Source organism: Corynebacterium sp. HMSC074C01 (genome assembly GCF_001814605.1).
In the GTDB taxonomy this organism is placed as follows: Bacteria; Actinomycetota; Actinomycetes; order Mycobacteriales; family Mycobacteriaceae; genus Corynebacterium.
The window spans coordinates 287,855-309,720 of sequence record NZ_KV817269.1 but is presented as its reverse complement, the minus strand read 5'-3'; the positions used below and the strand labels follow the sequence as shown (position 1 = coordinate 309,720).

The following is a 21,866-nucleotide window of genomic DNA, read 5'->3' as shown; positions in this document are numbered from 1 at the left end:
TCGAAGTGGCGCATTCACCCCTTGACAGCACGCAGCGAGTCTGCACTTCCAGGTCTGCACTTTTAGAGGCGGCGAGGCACGGTGCGACAAAAATCTCCCCGCCCCTCGGTGAGCAGCACCGGGGGAGACGGGGAGATGCTTGTGTCTGAAGACCTAAACCTGGGAAAGATCCTGGTCCTTCAGCTCCTGCATCATAAGGATAGCGATGAGGGAGATGAAGCAGACGATGATGAGGTAATAGCCCACGTAGCTCACGTTAAAGGCGCTGACCAGCCACGTTGCGATGAACGGGGCCACGGCGGCACCGAGGATAGAGGAGACATTGTACGCGATGCCGGAACCGGTGTAGCGGACGTTAGTGGGGAAGAGCTCCGGCAAGACAGCCGACATGGGGCCGAAGATGAGGCCCATGATGAACATGCCGACGAGCAAGAAGCCAAGGACCGAGTTGCGGTCGGCGTGCTCAATGCCGAGGAAGAAGGGGAAGCTAAAGCCGAAAGCAATCATGATGAGCGAGGTCGCGACCAGGATTGGCTTGCGTCCATACTTATCCGACAGCATGGAAGATACTGGGATACCGATGATGAACATGAAGATGGAGATCAGCTGGATTTCCAGGAACTCCAGGTAGGGGATTCCCAAACCCAGTTCCTTGGTCTTATCGCCGATACCGTAGGAAAGAATCCAAGTAGTGACCAGGTAGAACAGCGTGTAACAGGAGACCATGACGAAGGTGCCGATGATCATCGGCTTCCAGGCAGTGCGGAAAGCCTCCACCATGGGGGTCTTGACCTTCTTGCCTTCGTCCACTGCCTGCTGGAAGACAGGGGTTTCCTCCAGGCGCAGGCGTACATAGAGGCCAATGAGCACCATGACGGCGGAGGCGAGGAAGGGCAAGCGCCAGCCCCATTCCATGAAGGTGCCGGTGGTGTCGCCGCGGGAGTAATCCATGGTGGCAACCAGAGTCAGGAAGAAGCCATTGGCGAGCAAGAACCCGAAAGGTGCGCCGAACTGCGGCCACATGGCGGCGGAAGCGCGCTTGCCTTCCTCGGCGGTCTCGGAAGCCAGCAAAGCTGCACCGGACCATTCGCCGCCCAGGCCCAGACCCTGGCAGAAGCGCATCAGGGCCAACAGGGCCGGTGCGATAATGCCCGCGGTCTGATACGTGGGGAGGACACCGATAATGAAGGTGGCAATGCCCATCGTGAGGAGTGCGCCCACGAGGGTGGCCTTGCGGCCAATGCGATCGCCGAAGTGTCCAAAGAGCACTGAGCCCAGTGGCCGGGCGATGAAGGCCAGGCCGAAGGTGGCAAAAGACTGGAGCAAAGCAACGGTGGGGTCCTCGGTCTTCGGGAAGAAGAGGAAAGGAAAGACGGCTACGGCTGCCGTGGCATAAATATAGAAGTCATAGAACTCGATGGTCGTACCAATGGTCGATGCTACGGCCACACGCACGCGGTCACGTTTGGTGAGCTGCTGTGCGGGGGCCGCTGTCTTTGGCGGCGTGGTGCTGACGGCGGTCATGTGAGAGGCGCCCTCCTTGATTATTTCGATAGGTCGATTGGTTATGGGAGAAACACTACCGTCTCATGTATTGAAATGAAAGTCTCAATGTGTGAAAAATTCTTCTTGAGTAAGTTTTGTATTGGCCGGGAAGTGGGTACGCCGATTATCTGACATAATGTACATTATCGGACATCTATTTAAGCAGTAGGCCAAGCGGGGTCTTGCCGCTAAACCTGCCTGGGTTCGGGTTTGGGCCTTTACTGTGCGGCGTCGGTGTCCGTGGATTGTTTCAAAACTGCGGCAGGCGTACCGTCTCCACCTTGCCGCCGATTGGCGCTTAGGCTTCGGGACACTCGCCGTGTAGGTAACGCGGAATGCTCACTGCACTTGCATTGTGCCGTTTGGCGGTATGAGACTTTCCTGCAGATGTGTGGGTGCTAGCCCCCGTCAGTTTCCGGGTGGTCCATTTGTGCGCTCCTCATTGGTATCAAAAATTGCGCTGGGCGCAGGCGGGGTTAATTGCTGTTGGCTCTTGGCGTTCCCGATCTGCGCCCCCGTTTGTCGCACGGCCAGCACCCTCTTATCGCCCAAATATAGTCACAGTTACGTAATTAGGCTATGTTCCTGTGGCTGTACCGAGTGCTAGTTTTAGCGCTGACGGTAGGCGATCGCCAGCTGGACCGCAGTAAGTGCTACGAGTAACACCGAGAAGGCAGCGAGGAGCTTCATGTCCTGGACCCAGATGAAAATGCCGAATCCTGCGAGGATGACGAGCCGGATCCACAGGACTGGAATGAGATAGCGAGAGTTCATAAGGAACCGTGTCTATTTCTTCTCAAAGGTTACGCGGACATTGATCTCGCCGGTTTCCGAGATTCGCGCGGCGATCATCTCTGGAGTCTCAATTCCGTAGTCGAGACGGTTAACCGGGATATCGCCGCCCAGGATGATGGTGTCACCATCGCGCACCACCTGGAAATCCTGCGTCATGCTCTTGGTCTGACCGTGGATGGTGAGGTCGCCTGTGAGTGGCACGGTAACCAGTGAGCCGTCGTCAGGCACAGCGGAGACATCAGTCGGCTCGGTCAATGTAAAGGTCGATTCTGGGTACTTTGAGACCTCAAAGAGTTTCGTCTTCATGTTTTGGTCGCGAACCTTTTTATCCGTGGTCAAGGAAGACATGTCCACGGTGATGCGCGCCTTCTCGACGATGCCGTTCTGAATGGTTGCCTGGCCGGTGACATGCTTGGTGGAACCAGACGTCGTGCGCTTATCTGCTGGGAGGATTTCGTCGATAGTAAACCCTGCTGAGGTGTGGTTATGCGCTGAACCTTGCGTCACCTGCCATTCACCGTCGACGTCCGTCGTTGCGGCATGGACCTTATCCGCGTTGATCGGCTCGGTCTTCACGCCACGGCCCATGATCAACGAGAACGCCAGCGGTCCAAGAGCCAGTGCCGTTGAGGCCACAATCAGGATCACGAAGATGCTGACAATCAGTTTGCGGTTGCCTAGTACAGATTTCATGTGCTATCTCAATTCCTCAAGCTTGCGAGCCAATGTGACTAGTTCGGCACACAGTTCTTCCATTTCTTCCGCGCTGGCGCTTTCCGACGCCGCCGTGGCGACGTCCTCGGCACAGCATCGAAGCTCGAAGAGGCCGTCACGAAGCCGGTCGGCCTTCTCCGGAGTCAAGATGACAGCGTTGGCTGGAATGGGCGTCCCTGCGACGTTGTGGCGCTGTTCGTACGCGCGTTGCTTGCAGGAGGGCGAGCAAAACTTGCGTGGCCTTCCTCGGCCGCCCTGGACGATCTCTTTGCCGCACCACTGGCAGGTAGCCGAGCCGCGCCTTGTTGGCTTTCCGGGCTGCGGATCCTGTGTACCAATCACCTCACACACCTTAGCCCATTAAACCGAGGGTGGGAACAAAGGCAGTGGGCCGTTCGTTATAATGTTAGTTCTCTGGGTGATATGGGTCGACCCTGATCACTTCCCTACCTCAACACGTGAAAAGGATGATGTTGCATGGCAGATCGCGTACTCCGTGGCAGCCGCATGGGCGCAGTGAGCTACGAAACCGACCGCGACCACGACTTGGCCCCACGCCAAATGGTGAAGTACCGCACCGAAGACGGCGACATCTATGAGGTGCCCTTCGCTGACGATGCGGAGATTCCCGAGGAGTGGATGTGCAAGAACGGTAAGCTCGGCACTCTGGTTGAGGGCGAAGGCGTCGAGTCCAAGCCCGTGAAGCCGCCGCGTACCCACTGGGACATGCTGCGCGAGCGCCGCTCCATTGAGGAGTTGGATGAACTCTTGACCGAGCGCATCGAGAATCTGCGTTCTCGTCGCCGCGCGGCTGCCCGTCTGCTCAAGGAGCAGAAGGCGCAGGAGGAGGGCGAAGCTTAAAGCGCTTCTAGGAAGCCCACAAAGACTGCAGGGTAGTGGTTCCACGATGACGTGGATACCACTACCCTATTTCTGGCTTTGGGCCAGCTGGCGCGCACCGCGTTATGCAGAGGGGCTATCGGGTGATAGCGAATTCAGTTCGGGCCATTGCAGCACTAGCTCGGCGAGATAGACCGCGAGAGCCGGGCCAAGCACCGCGAGGAAGAACAGGTAGCCTCCCCACTGCGCCGGGAAAAAGATGGGATACAGAACAAGCATGATGCCAGGCAATACTGCCAATAGAGTACGCGGTAGGTGCCCTACCGCCTTCATGATGGCCTGTGTGCTTCTTTGACGGAAGCCAAGCCCCGGTGCATCGAGATGGAAGAACCATACGCTGACACAGCCCAATACGATAAGCCCCGAGATTAAGGCTGCGCGCAGTACTAGGCCCATTGAACCCAGGTCTGCCTTTGCAATAATGGCGAATTCATACGCGGCCAAGGCGGCGACGGTGAGGCAAATGAGCCACCATGCGGTGTTGACCCCGGGGCGCGTCAAAAGGCCCCGAACGAAGGCCGAGCCGCGGCGAGAACCTTCCTCGCGGACCATTTGACCGGTCACCGCATGGGCGGTGCGCAAGGACATTCCCCCGGTGAACACGGGAAAGCACGTGATCACCAAGAGAACATTGACGATGACTAGGTCAGCGAAGAGGCTCAGAGCAGCATAGAACTTCGATTCGGGGCCGAGCATGCGATTCATGGTTTTTAACCTATCGCACCCGTTTAGCCCTTCACGGCACCGGCAGCCACACCTTCGATGATGTGCTTCTGCGTGGAGAAGTAGAAGATGACGATGGGGATGATGGCTAGTACCAGCATGGCCATCATGGCGCCCATATCGCGGTTACCGTTGGAGCCAACGAAGGACTGGATGACCACCGGGATGGTCTTGTATCGCGTGGACAGGCCGATGACCAAGTATGGCAGCAGGTAGTCATTCCACACCCACATGGCATTAAGAATGGCCACGGTGATGGCAGTTGGCTTGAGCATAGGCCAGACTACCCGGAAGTAGTTCTGGAGCGGACCGCAGCCGTCGATCATCGCAGCTTCCTCAACATCCAAAGGGATGGACTTGACGAAGCCTGCAAACATGAACACCGACAGACCGGAACCGAAACCGAGGTAGAGCACAACGATGCCGATCGGGTTGTTGAGGTGGAGCATGTCTGCAATCTTGACCGTCGGGAACATGACCATCTGGAAGGGGATAATCATGGAGACCACGAAGAGGTAGTATAGAAGGTTCGTCCACCACGTCTTGACGCGCGTGATGTAGTAGGCGGTCATCGCGGAGAAGAACACGATAACGATGACGGACAGGATCGTGATGACGAAGGACCACAACGTGGCTTCCAAGAAGCCCTGCTTGGTCAAGCCCACCAGGAAATTCTCGAAGCCGACCCAGGTTTCACCAATGGGAAGCGAGAAAGGATCGGAGGAGATAGCGAACTTGGACTTAAAGGAGTTGATGAAGATGAAGAGGATCGGCCCAAGGAAGACGATGGTGAAGAACGCCAAAATGGCGTAGACCACGAACTTGGCGCCGCCAGACATCCGGGTCTTATTATCCGAGGGAAGCTGGTGATCCTTCTTCTTCGAGGCCGGAACAGCCTGCGCTGAAGTGCTGGTAGTCATAACTTAAGCCTCGATTTCCTTGGAGCGGGTCGCGCGCAGCTGGAAGTAAGCGATGACGACCACAACGACGACGAAGATGACAGCCTTGGCCTGGCCGACGCCCTCGACATTCATACGGTTAAACAGCGTGTTGACGATGTTGAGCGCCACCATCTCTGTTTGCCCGCCAGGAGCGCCGTTGGTCAGCGCCAGGTTCTGGTCGAAGAGCTTGAAGGAGTTCGACAAAGTCAAAAAGAGGCAGATGGTGATGGATGGCATGACCATCGGAATAGTGACGTGGCGCAGCATTTCCCACTTGTTGACGCCGTCGAGTTCGGCAGCCTCAATGAGCTCTGGTGGGACGTTCTGGAGACCGGCGATGTAAATGATCATCATGTAGCCGATGAGCTGCCAGTTAAGCAGCATGATGAGGCCGGCATAGCCGAACTTCCAGTCCGCACTAATCGTCGTGGCATAGTGCGAAAGCACGGCGTTGATCATGGTCTGCCAGGTATAGCCCAGCACGATGCCGCCGATAAGGTTGGGCATAAAGAAGACCGTGCGGAAAAAGTTGGTGCCGCGGAGTTTGCGGGTCAGCATCCACGCCAAGAGGAAGGCGAAGATGTTGACTGTGATCACGGAGACGATGACCACGAGGACGGTGAAACCGAAGGCCGAGATGAAACCTTCGCGTTGGGAGAAAGCTTTGACGTAGTTGTCTATGCCAACCCACTTGGCGTTGGTGATAGTGGTGAACTTCGTGAAGGAGAGGAAGAAACCCACGATGAACGGCACCAAGAAGGCAATCATGAATGCCAGAAGGGTGGGCAAGACAAAGACTGGGAAGTACTTCTTCAGCGTTGCTTGCATGGTGGTGAAACCTTCATTTCAGGTGGTGCCACACGTTTCCCAGCGGGACGGCGACGAGGAGAGGAGGCTGAGGATGTGGAGTAACCGCTCGCGGACAAGCTCGCGACGCGGGCCACAACCCTCACCTACTCCCCTCCCCGACGTCCGCTACTTAGAAGGCGTGTGGCGAGGGAGATGGGGATAGAGCTTTAGCCCCAGTTGGATTCCTTCTCAGCAGCCCAGTTGTCCTTGAAGTGCTTGACGACGTCCTCCCACTTCAGCTTTCCGGAGGCGTACTGCGACAGATCCTGGCCGAAGTCATCCTTGAACTGCTGGGACGGGAAGTACTGGAAGTTCCACGGGTAGGTGGTCAGATCCTTGTTAGCGATAGCTTCCGCGACCTGCTGAGCCAGCGGATCGTTGGGGGTGTCCTCGGCGGTGTAGCTCTCGAACGGCGCGATGAAGCCAAGGTCCTTAACCACGTGCTCCTTGCCAGCTTCAGAGGTAAACAGCCAGTCGATGAAGTCCTTGGTGGCCTGCTGGTCAACCTCAGATGCCTCAGAGTTCACGCCCAGGTAGTTCTCGGTACCGACGTTGATGCCGTGCTTTTCTTCATCCGGCAGACCCATGTACATGGGCAGGAACTTGATCTTGTCTTCCTTGACCACGTTGCCAGAGGTCTCGGAAATCTGGGACCATGCCCAGTTACCGTTCTGAACCATGGCGGCCTTGCCCTGCGCAAACTCAGCCATGGAATCGGACACCGTCTTAGAAGGCGCAAGAGACTTTTCTACGGTGGAGTTCTCAAGGTAGAGATCGAAGAGGTTCTTGTACTCCTTGTTGTAGGAGAACTCGATCTCGTTGGTGTCCTCGACGCCCTTGTCCTGGTACTCCTGCCAGATCGGAGCGTTGGCCAGGTGAGTCTGCCAACGCCAGTCCTCACCGGATGTCAGTGAGGTGGAGGCGAAGGCACCCTCGATACCAAGCTCGTCCTTCTTTGCCTGCATATCCTCGGCGACTTCCTTGAGCTTCTGGTAGCTCGTGATCTCATCCGTGGACTTGATCTTTGCGCCAGACGTGGCGATGTACTTGTCGAAGATCTCGTCGTTGTAGATGATTCCGAAGCCCTCGACGGCGAACGGAACGCCACGTACCTCGCCATCCTCGGTGGTCAGCGGCGGAATATCGTCGGTCAGCTGCTTAGCAACCTCGGTGTCCGACATATCTGCCATGTAATCTTGCCAGGTGATGAAGCCAGCTGGGCCATTGACCTGGAAGAGAGTCGGGGCCTCGTCCTTGCCAATCTCGGCCTTGAGGGTCTGTTCATAGGAGCCGGAGGCGGCAGTGACGACCTTGACCTTAACACCGGTCTCTTCAGTGTAGGCCTTTGCGATCTCCTGGTATGCCGCGTCCTGTTCGGGCTTGAAGTTCAGGAAGTAAACATCGCCTTCCTCGTCGGTGGAGCCGGAGCACGCGACGAGACTTGCGGCGGCGAGCATGGATGCCATGCTGATGGATGCGATGCGAGTAAGACGCTTCATGAGGTCCTCATCTTTCTTGATGAAAAGCGGGATGATGAGCCGAGATGGATACCTGGCTCGTATTCGGTTGTGTCTGGGAGACCTCCAGCAACGAAGGCTTCTTCCCAGCGCCACCAAGTGCTTCATAGCGGATCGTAGTCCGACTATGAACTGGTTAGCCTGTCTTCCACCTTAGTGAGGAATTCCACATATTCAAAAGAATTCGGACCCAAAACACCCGATTGTGACCATATCCATATTCGGACATTGAAACCTTCCCCATTTATGGGGCAATCGGGCCTAAACCATACAAATACATATAAAAAACAGCTGAGGATAGGAGGGAGGATTTGTGATCGCAGGAGCTGTTGGGGCACGCGAGAGGTTATGACAAGTCTTCTTCTGAAGGGCTTGTGCTGAGGAGGCGAGCCTCGTCGCGGCGGGCAGGAAGCACGGATTCAAGATAGGATGCCGTGGCCTCCGGGAGGGTGACATCCCCTCCCCTTTCTTGGGCAAGGAACCAGCGATGGTCAACGATTTCGTGGAAGATCTGTGCCGGCTCCAGCTTGTCTAACATCTCCACGGGGACGGCGGCGATGGTCGGCTCGTATTCATGCGTCATCCAAAGATGCGCGGCTTGGGTAAGACCCACATGCGGTCCGCATTCGACGGCCTGATAGGCCTGTATCGAGCCCAACAGGCGTTGGGCCTGATGCTCCTCGACGCTCAGCCCGGTCAAGCTCAGCAGCTCTGCACGATAGTGGCCCGGATCCACCACGACAGGGCGAATGCGCACAACCTGCCGCGAATCGTCCTTCGTGACCTTGAGCTCCCCTACGTCAAAGCCCAGTTGATTGAGGCGGTCAATTCTCTCGGAGACGCGCCAGTATTCACTGGCATCGACGGATTCCTCCGCGGTGAGCTCCGTCCACAGTTCAAGATAAGAGCTTTCGACGAGGCCTCCTAGGGCGATGACATCGATGGACCTATCTAGGCATTCACCCGCCTGGAGGTCCATGAGCTCGCCGATGATGTTGACGCGGGCTATGTCGACGTCGTAAAGCCTGCGTGATTCAGAGAGGTTGGGCTGGAACTCTCCTGTCTCGGCATCGACGAGATAGGCGGAATAGGTTTCGGCATCGCGCCGAAAGAGAGTGTTGGACAATGACACGTCGCCCCAGTAGAAGTTGAGCAGATGCATCCGCACCAAAAGCACGGACAGGGCGCGGATGAGCTTCTCCGCTTCCACGACCGTGAGGTGCCGAGAGAAGATCTCGCGATAGGGCAGGGAAAATTCCAAGTGCTCGGTCACCAAAGCTGCGGTGAGCTCACCGTAGTCTTCCTCTGCCGGATGGCGTCCGGTGATCACGGCTACTGGCCGCACACTGGGGGCGCCAAGGCGCTGCAGTTCACGCAGCATCTTGTACTCGTGGTGGGCGGTACGCGCACCAATTTCTTTGACCGCGACGATGCCACGGTTGATCCCCACGAAACGCACGATGTGCCGGGAAATACCCCTGGGCAGTGCGGCGATGAGATCATCGGGCCAATGTTCCAGGGGCGTATCCCAGGGCAGTGTCAGCAGCGCCGACGCGTACGTCGACGAGGTGATGCTCATGGACTCTTTCATGGCGAATCACTCCACCTTTTCTGCTGATTGTGGCTAGAACTGCCCTACCTATTACGTGCCGCGGGGCAGCCGGCACGCGGGCTTAAGGAAGGCGCTTGCCAGTCGACGCCGAGAAGTTATGCTGGCCACCCTCCACGATGCGTGCGTGGAAAATACTGCCCGGGGCAGGCGCGGTGTTCGGCGCAGCGCGGACGACGATTTGGCCGGACTCGGGGACGTCCTCGCTTGAGGATCCGAGGTCGCCCTCACCCACCAGCTTGCCGTAGAGGAAGGAATCAGAACCAAGTTCCTCCACGAAGTCGAGCTTGATTGGGATGGAAAGTTCGGTGGACTCGCCTTCCGGAATGATCTCCAGCGCCTCCGGGCGGAAACCGATGGTGATGCGGCCATTATCCTCCGGCGTCATCGCAGCGAGGGTTTCCGGGGAAAGCTTGATGCGAGCGTGACCAGAGGTGGCGTCCCCATCCTTGACTGAGAAGGTGCCCAGGTTCATGGCTGGGGAGCCGATGAAGCCGGCGACGAAGACGTTGGCGGGGCGGTCATAAAGCTCGCGGGGCGCTCCAACCTGCTGCAGGTAGCCATCCTTCAACACCGCGATGCGGTCACCCATGGTCAAGGCCTCCGTCTGGTCGTGGGTGACGTAGACGGTGGTAACCCCAAGCTTGCGCTGCAGGGCTGCAATCTGGGTACGGGTCTGAACACGCAGCTTGGCATCGAGGTTAGATAGCGGCTCATCCATGAGGAAGACCTGCGGGTTACGAACAATGGCGCGGCCCATGGCCACACGCTGACGCTGACCACCGGACAGGGCCTTCGGCTTGCGCTCGAGGAACTCCGTGAGGCCCAAAGTGGCGGCGGCTTCGTCGACGCGCTTATTGATCTCGTCTTGGGACTTGCCGGCGATCTTCAGTGCGAAGCCCATGTTCTCGCGCACGGTCATGTGCGGGTAGAGCGCATAGTTTTGGAAGACCATGGCGATGTCTCGGTCGCGCGGAGCAACGTGGGTGACGTCCTTGTCGCCGATGTAGATGGCACCGTCGGTAACGTTTTCCAAACCCGCCAGCATGCGCAGCGTGGTGGATTTACCACAGCCGGAAGGGCCGACGAGGACGAGGAACTCGCCATCGGCGATTTCCAGGTTGAATTTCTTGACGGTGGGTTCTTTCGCTCCCGGGTAGGTTAGGGAAGCATCTTTGAACGTTACGGTTGCCATAGCAAAATCTCCTCCATCGGCAGGTACGTGCCGAACGATCCGTAGTGTGAGAAACAGTGAATTAAGTCACTGTGCACCAGCTAAAGTGCTACTTATGACATTAGCACTAGTACTGGTCACTACGGCAAAAAGCCCGGAGGCCATACTGCGGCTTCCGGGCTTAGCTTTCTTATTCACGGGCGTGTATGAGGCGCCGTGGGCATCGAGTTACTTCTTGAAGGTGCCTTTAACTAGGTTGGAGATTTCGGAAACGAAGTCCGATACAGCGTTCTTGACCGTGGTGACCTTGTGGCCAAGCTCCATGTCCTTGACCGTGCGGGAGGTGATCTTCGAAATCTCCGAAGTGAAATCGCTGATCTGCTCAGAGCGGTGAGACACACCCCACTTGGTTACTTCGAGCAGGGAATCCTTGACAAAGGAGCCGTCCAGCTTGGATTCACCAAGCTCGCGCTCGGTGAAGGTGATCGGAACCTCGCGGACATCAAAGCCATCCTTGATGGCGCGGAATGCAACGTCCACCTGGAAGATGTATCCGGCGTTGGAGAGCTCTTCAAAGTCGAGGTGTTCAAGCAGCTCGCGCCGGAAAGCGCGGTAGCCAGCGGTCATGTCATTGATGCCAGCACCCAGGGCGACAGAAATGTACTTGTTGCCCAGGCGGGAAAGCAGCTCGCGGTTGGCAGGCCAGTTCACTGTCTCTCCACCCGGTACGTAGCGAGAGCCAATGACCAGATCTGCGCCCTTCTCGATTTCCTCAAGCAAGAGGTGGAGTTGCTCCGGCGCGTGGGAGCCGTCGGCGTCCATTTCGCACAGAACTTGGTAATCCTTCTCTAGGCCCCACTCGAAGCCGGCGATATAAGCGCCGAGAAGGCCACCCTTGCCTTCGCGGTGCAGCACGTGCAGGTGAGGATCCTCGGCGGCCAGCTTGTCTGCAGCCTCTCCGGTGCCATCCGGGGAATTATCGTCCACGATCAGGATGTGAACCTCGGGAGTGGCCTTGCGCACGCGGCCGGTAATCAGCGGCAGGTTCTCAATCTCGTTGTAGGTGGGGATGATGACCAGAGTAGATTCGTGGGTCGAGCTCACTAGTTACTTGCTCCTTTAGGTTTCTGCTTTAAGACGCGCTGCGTCGTCCAGTCAAGCGGGTGGAATGGATCGCAAACAGCGCGCAGACCGTTCCAATAATAGTCATGAGCCACTGCAGGAGCGAACCATAACGCACCGCAAATGTACGCCCTTCTCGCAGCGGAAGTTCCTCTTCGAGATAAGCCGGTTCAAAGATACCGCTTTCCTGGCTCACTGAACCATCGGGGTGCACGATGGCTGAGACTCCTGATGTGGCGGCCACAACCACGGCTCGGTCCGCTTCCATTGCGCGCAGGCGGCTCATAGCCAGCTGCTGGTAGGTCATGTCAGAATCGCTGAACGTGGCGTTATTCGTCGGCGTTGTGAGAATCTGTGCGCCGTTATCGATGGCCGTTCGGAACGCCTGGTCAAAGCTGACCTCGTAGCACGTAGCAACGCCCACCGCAGTCCCTGCCATAGTCACCACTCCTGACCCATCACCGGGCTTCATGTCGCCCGCTAGGTCTACCAGATCGGTGATCTTCCTAAAGAATTCACGCATCGGCATCGTCTCACCAAAGGGCTGCAAGTACTTTTTGTAGTGGTGCTGCCCCACCGAGCCATCCGGGTTGAATACCTGCATCGTATTGCGCGCGCCGACCTCATCTCGGGTGAGAGTTCCGACGAGGATGGGGGCGTCGATGTCGTGGGCGGCGCCGTCGATAAGCGCCCGTGCGTCCTCGTTGGCAAAAGGATTGATATCGGAGGAGTTCTCAGGCCAAAAGACGATGTCTGGCCGTGCTCCATCCTGTGCTGCCTGCTCAGTGACGCGGACGTGGTTATCCAACACTGCGCGGCGTTGCGCTGCAAAGTCAAGGCCCAGCCGGGGGACGTTTCCCTGGACAGCGGCTACCGTGATCGTGCTTGTGATGTGGCTAGGTCGGTTCACGCCTTGCGAGGCGATGAGCCCTGCAAGAAGCGGCACTGCCAGGAAGGCACAGGCTAACCGTGGTGCGCGCGCAAGGCCCACCACACCCGCGGCGACGCAGACGACCGCGAAGCTAATAAGCGCAGGCCCACCCCATGGGGCAAGGTTGGCGAGCGGGCCTTCAATCTGTCCCCACGCCAGACGTACCCAGGCAAAGCCGCCAAAGGGGACGGAGGAGCGCAGCATTTCCACCGCCACATAAAAGAAGGGAAAAAGCGCGAAGCCATAGTTTAAACGCAGTAACGCTGCCCCACCGGTACCGAGGAGGATGCTGTACAAGGACAGGAAGATAGCGAGCGCAATATAGGGCATGTTGCCCACGAGCTCACCAATCCACGGAAGCGTGAAGAGATACAAGACAGCGCTATGGACCACAGCGATGAGCGCCGCCCACCCTAAATGCAGGGGCTTTCGCCAAGGCGATAACGCGGCCACCAACATGGCCACCCCAATGATTCCCGCCGCCCACCAGCCGCGCGGCTCCACCGATAGATACGTGACCGCGCCCGAAAGAGCTGCGAGGACAAGCCGGGCACACACAGTGAGCACTATTTATTTCCGTCCTCAAAGTCTTCGGGCTTGACGTGTTGGGTCCATGTGCGGATTTCATCTTCATCGAGGACTTCGTGCGTGTGGTCCGCTTGTCCCCTGCTTCCCATGGCGCTGCCGGTAGCACCCGCGCCGAAGCTTCCAAAGGATCCATAGGAGTCGCGGTGTTGTGCCATGGGTGAGGCCTCGTAAACGCGCACACCCATATCCTCGATTTTCCGGAACATCGATGCAGCAAGAAGCGTGCGGATGATGGAACGAGTTGGTGCAAAAATGAGCAGAGCACCGATGATCGTGGAGACGAAGCCGGGCAGCGAAAGCAGGATTCCGCCCACCATAGTCAGGCCGACGTTGCCGGCTGTTTTACCTGGAGTGGGATCCTCCATTACATAGACTCCGTCTTCGGCCTGGCGGATGCGGCTGACCATCATGCGGCGAACTTCCCAGCTGGCTATCGTCATACCGAAGAGCATGGTCAGCGCCAGGGCTAGTAGTGCCCACAGCACTCCAATCCACTCGGCAACTGCCCAAAACGCCAGGGTTTCGAGGAGGATGTACGCGATGAACAGAAGAAACGGCATGCAGCCCACCATACTTGCTAGACCTGCTGGTTCGCTGGAGACCCTCCCGGAGCGATTAGACTGACCCACCATGTCCCTTTCCGAGTCGAAGCATCCCGAATCCGATACCTTGCGCTTCCATCCGGCAGGCGGTGTTGTCACCCCCGAGCAGTGGCTTGCCCTCGGCCAGGCCGCTAGGGAACATGGCGATGGCAATGTGTACCTAGAGCAGCACAGCGTCATCAGCCTGCGCGGCATCCGTGATGAGCAGGTGCTTGGCGACGTCCCCCTGCCCACCACCGACGCCCACGTGCTGGCCTCTCCCCTCTCCCTTCACGCACGCCGTGTGGCGCAGCGCGTTGCTGATGCCCTGGCTGCAGCCAAAGGAGCCTCCCCCGCTCTCGACCGGGATGCAGTCTTCGGCATCGATGGTGGCGCGGGCGATCTCCTCTCACACGGTGTGGCGGCTGGGCTCCAACTATCCAGCGTCAGTACAGGAGACGATGATGAGGACGCCGGCTCCGCGCGCCTCATTCGAGAGGGAGCAGCTACAGGTCCAACCCTGGAGTTAGAAGAAGCAATCTCGCAGCTCGTGGACTATGTGCTCGAGGTGTCCAATGGGCTTTCTGAAGACCTCGACAGCTTCGCCTTTTCTGCGCGTACGGCCCCTGCACAGCCGGCCTTGCCCATCGGTTGGCTGACCGATCACACCAAGCCCGGCCGCGTCGACCTGGGCGCGGGCCTGCACGATGGCGTGCTGCCCGGTGAGTACGCGGGGCTTATTGCCCAGCTGGGCGCTTCCATCTCGGTAACCCCCTGGCGAGGCTTAGTCATCCACGATCTGGCCGAAGGCGATGCCGACGTGGTGCTGCGCGTCCTTGCACCGCGCGGCTTCATCTTCGATGCCAACTCCCCCGCGCTCGGACATCGCTAACGCGGCATGTGCCGCCAGATGGGGCGCGGGACAAGCTTCATGACCCAGGCCAACAGCTGAAGCGCTCGTGGGATCCACAGCGTGCGGGACACCGGCCGCGAACTCGACGAGGACTCGACGGCTCTGACCACAGCTTGTGCGACTACGTCAGGTGTCACCGACAGCGGCGCGGGCTTCATCCCTTGTGTCATGGACCCGATAACGAAACCGGGGCGCGCGGTGATCAGCGCTAGGTCGCTGCCCTGCAGGCGATCCGCCAGACCTTGGCAGAAGGCATCGAGGCCAGCCTTGGTTGAGCCATAGACATAGTTGGCCCGCCGTGCACGCCAGCCCGCAATGGAGGAAAAGGCCACAATGTGGCCTCTTTTCATGACGTCGGCCAGCACGGTGAGTATGGATACCTGCGCGGCATAATCAATCAGGGCGATGTCGAAGGCATGCGCCTCGTCGTGCTCAGCTTGTTCCTGGTCACCCAAGATTCCGAAGGCGACAACCGCCGTCGTGATGTCCTCACCCGCGAGCGTTGCAGCTTGCTCGATAACTGCGCGGTGGGAGGAAACATCCGCGGCATCGAAGGAAAGCGTGTGAACGGAAACCGCCCCTCTGCGGAGAAGCTCTGTGGTGAGTTCATCCATACCGTGCTCACCCCGCGCGGCAAGTACTACTGGGCGGCCTGCACACAGACGGCGTGCAAGCTCGCCACCGATATCGCTGCGCCCGCCAAGGATCAGTAGCGCGCCAGTTTCTCCCATCAGCGCAACCCCCTCGGGGCCTGGTTCAGGGACTCATGCCCGGATTCAGTGGTCACCACGATGTCCTCCAGACGCATACCCCACTTACCCGGGACGTAGATTCCCGGCTCAATCGAAAAGGCCATGGACGGGGAAAGCTCCAGCTCATTTCCCTCCATGATGAAGGGCTCCTCGTGCGTCGACAAGCCAATGCCGTGCCCCGTGCGGTGCGTGAAATATTCACCCCAACCGGCCGCTTCGATCACACTGCGCGTGGCACGGTCTATCTCCTGAGCGGTTGTGCCTGGGCGCGCGGCGGCTCGTCCGGCAGCCTGGGCCTTTTCCAACACCGCATAGGCCTCCTGGAAATCGGCGGGCGCCGCAGAGGGGTCCGCTCCCACCACATAGGTGCGGGTGCAGTCAGAGTGATAACCGGAGGCCAGCGTCCCTCCGATATCCACCACGACGGGATCACCCGCGCCAAGTTCCCTGTCCCCATAGTCATAGTGTGGGTTTGCCCCGTTTGGGCCGGAACCAACGATGATGAAGTCAACCGCATCGTGTTCGCGCAAGATGAGCTCCCGCAAATCAGCGGCTACTTCGGCCTCAGTGCGCCCCGGCTTTAAGAGACGCGGGACCTCGGCGTGCACGGCGTCGATAGCCTCCGCAGCAGCGCGCAGCTCCGCTACCTCATCTGAGTCCTTGCGGCTAAAGAGCTCAGCCAGCGCCTCAGTAGCTAGAAGGTATTCCACTTGCGGTACCTCCGTCGAGGACGTCGAAGAAGGTGAGGACGGAACTAGCTGGTCTCGAACTGCGGACTGGAAACGCAACACGTGGTCTGCGGTCAGCGAGGAGCCCAAGGCAACGGTGCTGAGACGCACACCTTCCAAGGCCAGCGCATAGGGATCTTGGCCATCGTGCCACCCCACCAGCTGCGTGGCAACGCCCTGAAGCGACTCAATGTCGGTGCTTGGCGCTACGATGATCGGTTGGGCGTCGGGACGGATAACCAAGCAGGTCAGACGTTCATGGGACGAGATCCAGGAACCCGTAAGATACGCGAACTCGGCCCCGGTACCTACCAGCAACACATCGATACCCTTGGCAGCGGCAATCGCGCGGGCGCGGTCCAAGCGGGAAGCATAATCAGTCATGGGAGTTAGCCTACCGCTCGCCTTCGTCCAGTTAAGCTGGGCGCCGTGAATTCCTATCCCGCAGCCGTCAAGATCCGCACCCGCCGTAGCTATTGCTCGGGGGTGCTCATCGATGCCTCCTTAAAGCCCTGCACCCAGCAGGCAACCCGGCTGGTTCTGACCTGCGCGCACTTCTTCCGCGATGGCCTAGACAAAGCTGATCACTACAAGGTGAGTGGCGGTTTCAACCGGCGGATCACCGCCGTGCGTACGATTGATGGAACCGACATGGCCTTGTGTTTGCTCGATACACCAGCACCGCCTCGAAACCTACCGGGACTCGCGCACAGTACTCCCTCCTTTCGTGCACCCGTGAGCACCTGGGGATACGGCGGAAGGGCCCGCCGCGCACAGAAGCGAACGGGGTTATTTCTTCTGCCCTTCTTTCGCACGTGGTCGGTCGATTTCCTCACCACCGTCTCCCCCGCCGGATTCGTCTTCAACACGAATCCGGCGGTCAAAGGTGACTCGGGCGGGCCAGCTTTAATCGATGACGCCATCATCGGCACGCAAGCTCTCATCCTTAACCCGTTGGGGCGCAACCTCAAGCTAGCCACCGTGGCACTCATCGCACCCCACCGCACAGCTATCGCGGCGGCAGCCGCGGCACTGCTTCGCGGTAGCTCCGAAGACTAGGAAGAGACTAAGCGCCGATGGCGACGACGCCGCGCTGGATCGCGTCAATGGCGCGCCGGGCATTGCGGCGAATTTCGTCCTCGTAGCCGGTCTTGGCTACCTGCTGGAGCAGATCGATGACCTGGCGGCACCAACGGACAAAGTCACCGGGAGTCAGCTCCGCGCCTGACTCGTTAGCCGCAGCCATGCAATATGCCAAGGGTGCGCCTGCGGTCCATTGGTGGATAGCGAGTGCAAAGGCTGACTCCGGCTCGCGTGTTTGCGGCAGGTTATGGCGCTTCTCATCGCTGACAAGCTCCGCGTAGATGCGCCACGTTGCGTTCATGGCGTCCGCCATGTCGTCGCTAGCCGCACCTGGTTCGCCGCGGGTGGCTTTTCGGTTTTCGAAGACGCAGAGGGAGGCAACGCCGGCCAGCTCTGCCGGGTCAAGGTCATTCCAGATACCCCGCTTAAGGCATTGTGCCACCAGTAGGTCGGACTCGGAATGGATCTTGGCCAAACGCTCGCCTTCGTCCGTGATGACCGGCTCGCGGTTCTCGCCGTAGCCTTCAAACTCTACGTAATCCATCTCCGCCAGCAGGTCCACGATGCGCTCGAAGGTGCGGCCGAGGGTATCCGTCGCGCGCTCCACCTTGGCTTCCAACTTGTGGAGCTCGAGCTCGCGTCGGGCGAGCTTTTGGGCCACACCAGCCAACTGTTCGCGGTCGGTCGCCGGCCAATTGTGCACCGGGTGCTCGCGGAGGGCATCGCGCAGCTGCGCGATCTTCTTGTTGGGACGATTACGCGGCTCAGTGCGCATCTTCTTAGGCCGCTTGTAGTAGTCGCGTTTGAAGGCATCCTGAACGTATTTGGTATGCCGACGCGGATTCTTCTGCGCCGCACGCGGCAGCTTCATGTGGCCGAGCACCATCGGCGGATTTTCAATACCGGCTGCATCGATGCGTCCAGACCACCCGGACTCCGTGGTAACCCAGGGGCGTGGATCAGCAGTCTGGTTGGCCGGGGTGATGACAACTGCCAGCGTTGGGCGCTTCTTGGTCGCGATGGCGATGACCTCACCCATTTGCAGCCGGGCCAAGACAGCCGCGACCTCCTTGTTCCTCTCCTCCTTTTTGGAGGCCCGCGCTGACTTTTCCTCGTCGGTAAGCGCGCGGCGCAGGCGCATATAATCCATGAGGAGTTCAGCCGGGTCCTCGCCATCAGCTGCCGGCGGAGCTAAGTTATCCACGGCCTGATCCAACTGTGCGCGAAGTTCGCGGACGCGATGCTCAGCGCGCTCAATCTCGCGAGTCTCTTCCACGACGGAACCGTCCGCCTGGAACTGGGCAAAAGACTTCTCCAGCAAGCGCAGTGAGTCATCAAAGCCGAGCATGCCCAGCAGGTTGATGGCCATGTTGTAGCCGGGCTCGAAGGTAGAAATAAGCGGATAGGTACGAGTTGATGCAAGCCCCGCCACCGCCGTGGGATCCATGGCGGGTGCCCACTGCACGACGGCATTGCCCAAGGTATCGATGCCTCGCCTACCGGCGCGGCCGGTGAGCTGCGTGTACTGGCCGGGGGTGAGGTCCACGTGTGCCTCGCCGTTGAATTTCACCAGCTTTTCCAGTACCACGGTGCGCGCTGGCATATTGATGCCTAGGGCAAGGGTTTCGGTGGCAAAGACTGCCCGGACGAGGCCCTTGACGAACAGTTCCTCCACGATGTGCCTAAAGGCGGGCAGCATGCCCGCGTGGTGAGCGGCAAAGCCGCGCGAGAGTGCTTCGCGCCAACGTTTGAAATCAAGGACCTTGAGGTCTTCTTCCGGAATGCCTTCCACGCCCTTATCGACGATGGCCTTGATCTCGGTGGCCTCCTCCTGGGAGGTCAACACCATCCGGGAACGCAGGCACTGATACAACGCGCCATCGCAGCCCGCACGAGAAAAGATGAAGGTAATCGCCGGCAACATCTCCATGGCCTGCAGCTCTTTGAGCACCTCTGGACGGCCTAGCGGACGGTAGCGGTCTTGCGCACGAGGCGCGCCGCTGCGCCGATCACTGTGCCGGTCGCTGCGCCCGCCGCCTTTGTGCCGGGCACGGGCGCGGAAGCTCGCACGGTTCTGGGCATAGTCTGCGCGGCCATTATCGGTATCGCCGGCCTCCAGACGTTGGATGCGCTGTGCCAGTTCATTGTTTACCTGGCCGCCTGAGTCGGGTTCAAAGAGCGGGTAGATCTTGCGGCCGACCATCATCCACTGGTCCAGCGGTACTGGGCGCTTGTCGGTGACGATGACCTTGGTGTCACCACGCACGGTGGTCAGCCACCGGCCGAATTCCTCGGAGTTGGACACCGTTGCGGATAGGCCAATGATGGAGACGTGCTCCTCCAGGTTGAGGATGACTTCTTCCCACACTGCGCCGCGCGAGGCATCCGCCAAGAAGTGGATCTCATCCATCACCACGTGGGTCAAGCGATCCAATGCGCCTGAGCCCGCATAAATCATGTTGCGCAAAACCTCAGTGGTCATCACGAGGATGTCCGCGGAGGAGTTGATTGAGACATCACCCGTCAGCAGTCCGACCGCATCCTCGCCATGCGCGTCAACCAGGTCGTGGTACTTCTGGTTACTCAGCGCCTTGATGGGTGTGGTGTAGAAACAACGGGTTCCTTGGCGCAGTGCCAAAGAAACAGCAAACTCACCCACCACGGTTTTACCCGCGCCGGTGGGCGCACAGACCAGAACACCGTGGCCCGCTTCAACTGCTTGGCATCCTTCAATCTGGAAGTCATCCAGTGAGTACGGTAGTGCTTGAGTGAACTCGTCCAGATGCGTCAGTGTCATAAGTCCCCAGAGTACCTGTCAGGGACGGGGCACTAGCACGCCGGTACAAGTCCCCGCACAGAACTCTTGATTAGAAGGCCCGCGAGGCTACAGAACGTCGTCGAAAAAGCCGCTCTGCGGGGGCTGAGTATTCGTCTGCTGAGGTTGCTGTACCCGAGCGTCAGGAGTTGAAGCCGGGGGAACAGGCCTGGAAGATACCGGCCGCGAAGACGCAGAAACGCTCGTGGATGCGGACACCGGAGTTGGTGCGCCAATGGCACCCGGACCTTCATCCAGCGACGAGGCAGTTTCATCATCCAAGTCCATCCAATCCGGGCGCTGGCGCTTCTGACGCTTGTCGTTGATGCGGCAGAACTGGAAAGCTATTTCTACAAGAACCACAAGGGCACCGGCCAAAACCAACATTGAGAAGGGTTCTTGGCCCGGTGTAACAACCGCGGCGAAAATCATGATGACCACAATGATGATGCGGCGCTTGTCCTTGACGTGGTCATATTCCAATACACCGATCAGGTTAAGGCATACCACGAGTAGAGGGATCTCAAAGCTGACGCCAAAGATCAGCAGCAACGCCAGCAGGAAGTAGAAGTAACGCTCACCTGTCAGTGCTGCAGTTTGATACTCGGAGCCCATGCCCATGAGGAATTCCAGGCCCACTGAAAGGATGACGTAGGCAAGGACCGCGCCGAGCACGAAAAGCAAGACCGCTGTCGAGACAAATAAGAAGGTAAAGCGGCGTTCGTTCTTGTGCAGGCCGGGCACGATGAAGGCCCAAATCTGGTAGAGCCAGACCGGTGAGGACATTACTGCGCCAGCCAACGCGCCCACTTTGAGGCGCAGCAGCAGCATTTCGAAGGGGCTGGTGGCAAGCAAGCGGCACTCGCCATCCGCAGTGAAAGAGATGCGCTTTTCCTCAGGCAGCGAGCAATAGGGCCCACGCAAGATCTCGCCCAGCGGTGACATGCCAAACGGGGCGTGTTGGTACCAGATGAATCCGATGATGGCGCCCACCACGAGGGCGAGGAGGGAAATGACGATGCGTCGGCGCAGCTCCTGGAGGTGCTGAACTAATGTCATCTCCCCCGTTGGGTTCTTGGGCTTGCGGCGTAGCTTTGAGCTCCATTTTTGCTTCGGCGCGTTAGAAGCAGCATTCGACGGTGTACTCGCGGTACTCAAAGCAAGACCTCCATAGAAAAGCCCACGGCGACAGGCGAGACCTCAGCACTCCGAGGGACTCGGAGCGTGGCCTGCCTGCCGGGAAAGATCATTAGTTCTGGTTTCCGTCAGCCGGCTTGGACGTGCGCGGCTGCATCTCCGGGCTGTTCCAGAAGTCCTCATCGTTCTTCTTCGATGCAGCAATTTGAGCCTGCTGCTCGGGAGTGTTGTTCTCCTCCTTCATCTCCTTGACTTCGGACTTAAAGATACGCATGGAGCGGCCCATGGAGCGAGCTAGCTCCGGAAGCTTTTTGGCGCCGAATAGCAGCACGATGACGAGAACAATAAGGCCGATTTCCATAGGTCCCACAGTCATTGGGGTGCCTCTACTTTCTTGGTAGATGGAGCGTACAGGTCCACGCAGCGGGGCTGGGCAGTCTGCACACAGA

Annotated in this window: 21 protein-coding genes; 3 read left to right on the top strand and 18 right to left on the bottom strand. The window is 58.8% G+C overall.

Annotated elements, in window-relative coordinates; translation table 11 throughout:
• Nucleotides 1-153 precede the first annotated feature (153 nt).
• The 4 genes from HMPREF2978_RS03800 to HMPREF2978_RS03790 form a co-directional block, all read right to left on the bottom strand.
• Nucleotides 154-1,524 carry an MFS transporter gene (locus HMPREF2978_RS03800; protein WP_070744119.1) on the bottom strand — a complete coding sequence of 457 codons (1,371 nt, stop codon included), beginning with the start codon at nucleotides 1,522-1,524 and terminating at the stop codon, nucleotides 154-156.
• 630 nt (nucleotides 1,525-2,154) lie between these two features.
• Nucleotides 2,155-2,319, bottom strand: coding sequence for a hypothetical protein (locus HMPREF2978_RS13180; RefSeq protein ID WP_168160904.1), 165 nt, complete (start codon nucleotides 2,317-2,319; stop codon nucleotides 2,155-2,157).
• 12 nt (nucleotides 2,320-2,331) lie between these two features.
• Complete coding sequence (locus HMPREF2978_RS03795; RefSeq protein WP_070446639.1) at nucleotides 2,332-3,033, bottom strand: YceI family protein; 702 nt, start codon at nucleotides 3,031-3,033, stop codon at nucleotides 2,332-2,334.
• A gap of 3 nt (nucleotides 3,034-3,036) precedes the next feature.
• On the bottom strand, nucleotides 3,037-3,396 hold the full coding sequence (locus HMPREF2978_RS03790; protein ID WP_070446638.1) for a hypothetical protein: 360 nt from the start codon (nucleotides 3,394-3,396) through the stop codon (nucleotides 3,037-3,039).
• 135 nt (nucleotides 3,397-3,531) lie between these two features.
• Here HMPREF2978_RS03790 and HMPREF2978_RS03785 point away from each other — a divergent pair, with 135 nt between their 5' ends.
• Nucleotides 3,532-3,915, top strand: a complete 384-nt coding sequence (locus HMPREF2978_RS03785; RefSeq protein ID WP_010186588.1) for an RNA polymerase-binding protein RbpA — start codon at nucleotides 3,532-3,534, stop codon at nucleotides 3,913-3,915.
• 102 nt (nucleotides 3,916-4,017) lie between these two features.
• On the opposite strand, the gene musI is transcribed toward HMPREF2978_RS03785, so the two are convergent.
• The 9 genes from musI to HMPREF2978_RS03740 all read right to left on the bottom strand — a co-directional run bounded on the left by musI (nucleotide 4,018) and on the right by HMPREF2978_RS03740 (nucleotide 13,968).
• Nucleotides 4,018-4,659: an ABC transport system MusEFGK2I component MusI gene (gene musI / locus HMPREF2978_RS03780; protein WP_070446637.1), complete on the bottom strand. Its 642-nt coding sequence runs from the start codon at nucleotides 4,657-4,659 to the stop codon at nucleotides 4,018-4,020.
• A 23-nt stretch (nucleotides 4,660-4,682) separates the two neighbouring features.
• Nucleotides 4,683-5,597, bottom strand: a complete 915-nt coding sequence (locus HMPREF2978_RS03775) for a carbohydrate ABC transporter permease (RefSeq protein WP_070446636.1) — start codon at nucleotides 5,595-5,597, stop codon at nucleotides 4,683-4,685.
• A 3-nt stretch (nucleotides 5,598-5,600) separates the two neighbouring features.
• Complete coding sequence (locus HMPREF2978_RS03770) at nucleotides 5,601-6,446, bottom strand: carbohydrate ABC transporter permease (protein ID WP_010186593.1); 846 nt, start codon at nucleotides 6,444-6,446, stop codon at nucleotides 5,601-5,603.
• 188 nt (nucleotides 6,447-6,634) lie between these two features.
• Nucleotides 6,635-7,966 (bottom strand): ABC transporter substrate-binding protein, encoded by a 1,332-nt coding sequence (locus tag HMPREF2978_RS03765; protein ID WP_070446635.1) that lies wholly within the window; start codon nucleotides 7,964-7,966, stop codon nucleotides 6,635-6,637.
• A 364-nt stretch (nucleotides 7,967-8,330) separates the two neighbouring features.
• The gene (locus HMPREF2978_RS03760; RefSeq protein WP_070446634.1) at nucleotides 8,331-9,575 is read right to left on the bottom strand and encodes a DUF4032 domain-containing protein; all 1,245 of its coding nucleotides are present in this window, start codon (nucleotides 9,573-9,575) and stop codon (nucleotides 8,331-8,333) included.
• 82 nt (nucleotides 9,576-9,657) lie between these two features.
• Nucleotides 9,658-10,788 (bottom strand): ABC transporter ATP-binding protein, encoded by a 1,131-nt coding sequence (locus HMPREF2978_RS03755; protein WP_070446633.1) that lies wholly within the window; start codon nucleotides 10,786-10,788, stop codon nucleotides 9,658-9,660.
• A gap of 207 nt (nucleotides 10,789-10,995) precedes the next feature.
• Nucleotides 10,996-11,871: a polyprenol monophosphomannose synthase gene (locus tag HMPREF2978_RS03750; protein WP_070446632.1), complete on the bottom strand. Its 876-nt coding sequence runs from the start codon at nucleotides 11,869-11,871 to the stop codon at nucleotides 10,996-10,998.
• 28 nt (nucleotides 11,872-11,899) lie between these two features.
• A complete protein-coding gene (gene lnt, locus HMPREF2978_RS03745; protein WP_371326357.1) occupies nucleotides 11,900-13,387 on the bottom strand; it encodes an apolipoprotein N-acyltransferase in 1,488 nt (495 codons plus the stop codon).
• Nucleotides 13,387-13,968 (bottom strand): FxsA family protein, encoded by a 582-nt coding sequence (locus HMPREF2978_RS03740; protein WP_070528231.1) that lies wholly within the window; start codon nucleotides 13,966-13,968, stop codon nucleotides 13,387-13,389. The genes lnt and HMPREF2978_RS03740 overlap by 1 nt, the downstream gene beginning before the upstream one ends.
• 70 nt (nucleotides 13,969-14,038) lie before the next feature.
• Here HMPREF2978_RS03740 and HMPREF2978_RS03735 point away from each other — a divergent pair, with 70 nt between their 5' ends.
• A complete protein-coding gene (locus tag HMPREF2978_RS03735) occupies nucleotides 14,039-14,881 on the top strand; it encodes a cobalamin biosynthesis protein (RefSeq protein ID WP_070744117.1) in 843 nt (280 codons plus the stop codon).
• Here HMPREF2978_RS03735 and HMPREF2978_RS03730 read toward each other — a convergent pair.
• Together HMPREF2978_RS03730 and HMPREF2978_RS03725 are read right to left on the bottom strand one after the other, a co-directional pair.
• Nucleotides 14,878-15,633: an SDR family oxidoreductase gene (locus tag HMPREF2978_RS03730; protein WP_070744115.1), complete on the bottom strand. Its 756-nt coding sequence runs from the start codon at nucleotides 15,631-15,633 to the stop codon at nucleotides 14,878-14,880. The two genes, HMPREF2978_RS03735 and HMPREF2978_RS03730, sit on opposite strands and share 4 nt — an antisense overlap.
• Nucleotides 15,633-16,766, bottom strand: a complete 1,134-nt coding sequence (locus HMPREF2978_RS03725; RefSeq protein ID WP_070528238.1) for a M24 family metallopeptidase — start codon at nucleotides 16,764-16,766, stop codon at nucleotides 15,633-15,635. Before HMPREF2978_RS03725 ends, HMPREF2978_RS03730 begins: the two co-directional genes overlap by 1 nt.
• A 45-nt stretch (nucleotides 16,767-16,811) precedes the next feature.
• On the opposite strand from HMPREF2978_RS03725, the gene HMPREF2978_RS03720 reads away from it, so the two are divergent.
• A complete protein-coding gene (locus tag HMPREF2978_RS03720; protein ID WP_246818721.1) occupies nucleotides 16,812-17,441 on the top strand; it encodes a serine protease in 630 nt (209 codons plus the stop codon).
• A gap of 7 nt (nucleotides 17,442-17,448) precedes the next feature.
• Here the strand turns inward: HMPREF2978_RS03720 and HMPREF2978_RS03715 are convergent, their stop codons facing one another.
• From HMPREF2978_RS03715 to tatA, 3 genes are all read right to left on the bottom strand, one after another.
• Nucleotides 17,449-20,262, bottom strand: a complete 2,814-nt coding sequence (locus HMPREF2978_RS03715; protein ID WP_070744113.1) for a DEAD/DEAH box helicase — start codon at nucleotides 20,260-20,262, stop codon at nucleotides 17,449-17,451.
• A gap of 87 nt (nucleotides 20,263-20,349) precedes the next feature.
• Nucleotides 20,350-21,339 (bottom strand): twin-arginine translocase subunit TatC, encoded by a 990-nt coding sequence (gene tatC / locus HMPREF2978_RS03710; RefSeq protein ID WP_070528241.1) that lies wholly within the window; start codon nucleotides 21,337-21,339, stop codon nucleotides 20,350-20,352.
• 190 nt (nucleotides 21,340-21,529) lie between these two features.
• On the bottom strand, nucleotides 21,530-21,793 hold the full coding sequence (tatA, locus tag HMPREF2978_RS03705; protein WP_070528242.1) for a Sec-independent protein translocase subunit TatA: 264 nt from the start codon (nucleotides 21,791-21,793) through the stop codon (nucleotides 21,530-21,532).
• Nucleotides 21,794-21,866: the final 73 nt, after the last annotated feature.

Bases quoted from the DNA above. Each gene is read 5' to 3' on its own strand.
- HMPREF2978_RS03800 (WP_070744119.1), bottom strand. From the start codon at position 1,524: ATGACCGCCGTCAGCACCACGCCGCCAAAGACAGCGGCCCCCGCACAG.
- HMPREF2978_RS13180 (WP_168160904.1), bottom strand. From the start codon at position 2,319: ATGAACTCTCGCTATCTCATTCCAGTCCTGTGGATCCGGCTCGTCATC.
- HMPREF2978_RS03795 (WP_070446639.1), bottom strand. From the start codon at position 3,033: ATGAAATCTGTACTAGGCAACCGCAAACTGATTGTCAGCATCTTCGTG.
- HMPREF2978_RS03785 (WP_010186588.1), top strand. From the start codon at position 3,532: ATGGCAGATCGCGTACTCCGTGGCAGCCGCATGGGCGCAGTGAGCTAC.
- musI (WP_070446637.1), bottom strand. From the start codon at position 4,659: ATGAATCGCATGCTCGGCCCCGAATCGAAGTTCTATGCTGCTCTGAGC.
- HMPREF2978_RS03775 (WP_070446636.1), bottom strand. From the start codon at position 5,597: ATGACTACCAGCACTTCAGCGCAGGCTGTTCCGGCCTCGAAGAAGAAG.
- HMPREF2978_RS03770 (WP_010186593.1), bottom strand. From the start codon at position 6,446: ATGCAAGCAACGCTGAAGAAGTACTTCCCAGTCTTTGTCTTGCCCACC.
- HMPREF2978_RS03765 (WP_070446635.1), bottom strand. From the start codon at position 7,966: ATGAAGCGTCTTACTCGCATCGCATCCATCAGCATGGCATCCATGCTC.
- HMPREF2978_RS03760 (WP_070446634.1), bottom strand. From the start codon at position 9,575: ATGAAAGAGTCCATGAGCATCACCTCGTCGACGTACGCGTCGGCGCTG.
- HMPREF2978_RS03755 (WP_070446633.1), bottom strand. From the start codon at position 10,788: ATGGCAACCGTAACGTTCAAAGATGCTTCCCTAACCTACCCGGGAGCG.
- HMPREF2978_RS03740 (WP_070528231.1), bottom strand. From the start codon at position 13,968: ATGCCGTTTCTTCTGTTCATCGCGTACATCCTCCTCGAAACCCTGGCG.
- HMPREF2978_RS03735 (WP_070744117.1), top strand. From the start codon at position 14,039: ATGTCCCTTTCCGAGTCGAAGCATCCCGAATCCGATACCTTGCGCTTC.
- HMPREF2978_RS03730 (WP_070744115.1), bottom strand. From the start codon at position 15,633: ATGGGAGAAACTGGCGCGCTACTGATCCTTGGCGGGCGCAGCGATATC.
- HMPREF2978_RS03725 (WP_070528238.1), bottom strand. From the start codon at position 16,766: ATGACTGATTATGCTTCCCGCTTGGACCGCGCCCGCGCGATTGCCGCT.
- HMPREF2978_RS03715 (WP_070744113.1), bottom strand. From the start codon at position 20,262: ATGACACTGACGCATCTGGACGAGTTCACTCAAGCACTACCGTACTCA.
- tatC (WP_070528241.1), bottom strand. From the start codon at position 21,339: ATGACATTAGTTCAGCACCTCCAGGAGCTGCGCCGACGCATCGTCATT.
- tatA (WP_070528242.1), bottom strand. From the start codon at position 21,793: ATGACTGTGGGACCTATGGAAATCGGCCTTATTGTTCTCGTCATCGTG.